This window comes from Actinoplanes sp. NPDC051633 (genome assembly GCF_040681735.1).
Taxonomy (GTDB): domain Bacteria; phylum Actinomycetota; class Actinomycetes; order Mycobacteriales; family Micromonosporaceae; genus Actinoplanes.
In genome coordinates this window covers 1-2,307 of record NZ_JBFAZH010001201.1, presented here as the reverse complement: position 1 = coordinate 2,307, position 2,307 = coordinate 1, and the positions used below count along the sequence as shown (strand labels likewise).

Here is a 2,307-nt window from a genome sequence, read left to right as displayed (position 1 = left end):
CCCGGATTCCTCGAGCAGCCGCCGGGCGCCCTCACGGACCAGGTAGTTGTCGTCGGCCAGCACGATCCGCAGAGGTTCGGGGCGCAGGGGCTCAGGCATCGGCGGACACCGGGATCTCGGCACACAGCGTCGTGCCGCGGCCGGGGCGACTGTCCAGCCGAAGCGTGCCCCGCGCGATCGCGACCCGGTCGGCCAGGCCGGTCAGGCCCAGGCCGCGGGGCACGTCCGGGTCGAACCCGCAGCCGTCGTCACGGATCTCGATCACCAGCCGGCCGCCGGGCTGCCGCAGCGTCACGGAGACCTCCCGGGCGCCCGCGTGCTTGACCACGTTGGTCAATGCCTCGGACAGCACGTACCAGGTTGCCGCCTCGACGTGCTGCGGGTAACGGGCGCCGCGAAGGGCGGTGTCCGCCTCGATCACCACCGCCAGCGGCAGCCGGGCCGCCTGCGCCTCGACCGCCTCCAGCAGGCCCTGGTCGGCCAGCACGGGCGGATGGATGGTGTGCGCGAACTCGCGGACCTGACCCAGCAGCCGGCCCAGGTCCGCCTGGAGCTCGGTCAGCGGGCGGTCGGCGTCGTCGCCGCGCCGCAGCCGTTCCCGGGCCATGGCAAGCTTCGCGGTCAGCACGACCACATCCTGCTGAACCCCGTCGTGCAGGTCACGCTGGATCCGGCGGCGTTCGGCATCCTGAGCCTCGACCACCCGGGCGCGGGACTCGGTCAGCTCGGTCGTCAGCTGCAGGTTGCGGATGGCGGGCGCGGCCTGCCCGGCCAGGTGTTGCAACAGCCGCCGGTCCTCGTCGACCAGCTCGCCGTCGCGCCTGGGGCCGCACTCGATCCGGCCGCCGGGGAGCGGCACGGTCAGCTCCGGTTTCCGGTCGCGGGCATCACCGGCCGTGCCGACCGGCCCTGAGTCCAGCCGCACGCGCACCCAATCCAACCCCAATCCGTCGCGTACGGAGGACGCCAGCGCGCTCGGCAGCTCGGCCGAATCCGGGGCCGACTCCAGCGCCGCGCCGAACTCCGTGAGCACCCGGTATCCGTCCAGCCGGTTGCCGAAGACCCATCGGTCGGCCACCCGTTCCAGACGCCGCTGCACCGGCTGGAACAGCAGCGCCGCGCCGGCGGCCAGCAGCACGGCCGCCGCGGGCCGGAGGTACTGGACGGCGGTGAGTCCGAGCGCGGTCGCAGCGCCGACGTAGAGCACGGCGATCAGCGTCCACAGCGCCCGGTAGACGACGGCCCGGCGCAGTGGCTGATCGATGCCGAGGACACCGTCGTAAACGACCGCCAGCACCACCGCGCCGATCGCGAGGACGACCCCCATCGGCCACAGCACGAAGTCGGCGATCAGCAGCGGCACGGGCGGCAGGACGAACGTCAGCGCGGTGAGGATCACCCAGGACACCAGCGCACCGCTCAGGCCGAGGACCAGCCAGCGGATCCGGCGCCGCTCGGCCGGCGACGTCCGCCGGTATCGCAGTACCAGCATCACGACGGCCAGCAGCAGCAACAGGGGGAAGGTGTCGTTCAGCGAGCCGATCACCCCGGCCGCGGGCGCGGCGGCGGGCACGTAGAAGGGGTTGCCGATCCCGTCCAGCGTCGGATGCGTGATCGCGTACACGACCGGCAGGAGCGCGCCCACGACGGCCACGACCTGCAGCACCCGCCGTTCGTAGGCTCGCTGGGGGCGGCCGTCCGGGAACAGGCCGAACAGCGCCAGGCCACCGACCAGGCCGACGAAGTCGGCAAGCCGGCCGACCATCGACGGCACCCAGGCCCAGGGCTCGTCGCGGACCAGCGGCAGCAGCAGTTCACCGATGGTGACGTTGAGCAGGAACGTGGCGCCGCCGGCGAGCAGCCACAGCCCGGCCGTGCTCTCCGGCCGTCGCCGGCACAGCCACCACCCCACCAGGAAGAACGGCGTCGGCCCCATCAGCAGCCAGGCCAGGGCGAGCATTCCGTCACCGGCGAGCGCGAGGACCACGGCGGCGGCGAGCACGATGCAGCCCACCACCGCGAGGACCCGGGCCATCAGCCGCATGGGCTCAGTCTGGCGGTCCCCCGTCGGCCGGAACACCAGGTAAACCGCCATTGAGTATGCGGCCTGCATGGTCGTGATCGGGGCCGTCGGTTCCTAGCGTCATCGACATGACTACTTCAAACGTTCGGACCCTCGGCCTGGCCGCCCTGGCGGTGGCAGGCCTCACCGACATCCTCGACTCGATCCTGGCCATCACCGTCGGCGATGCCGGCGACCGCCCACCGGTCGGCGTGCTCATCACCCTGATCGTCACGGGCCTCGTC

At 72.6% G+C, this 2,307-nt stretch carries 1 protein-coding gene; it reads right to left on the bottom strand.

Translation table 11 applies throughout. The annotated features are described in order from the left end of the window. Positions 1-91 precede the first annotated feature (91 nt). Positions 92-2,044, bottom strand: coding sequence for a sensor histidine kinase (locus AB0M20_RS39005; protein ID WP_364306033.1), 1,953 nt, complete (start codon positions 2,042-2,044; stop codon positions 92-94). Positions 2,045-2,307 lie beyond the last annotated feature (263 nt).

Coding starts and splice junctions, on each gene's coding strand:
- AB0M20_RS39005 (WP_364306033.1), bottom strand. CDS start 2,044: ATGCGGCTGATGGCCCGGGTCCTCGCGGTGGTGGGCTGCATCGTGCTC.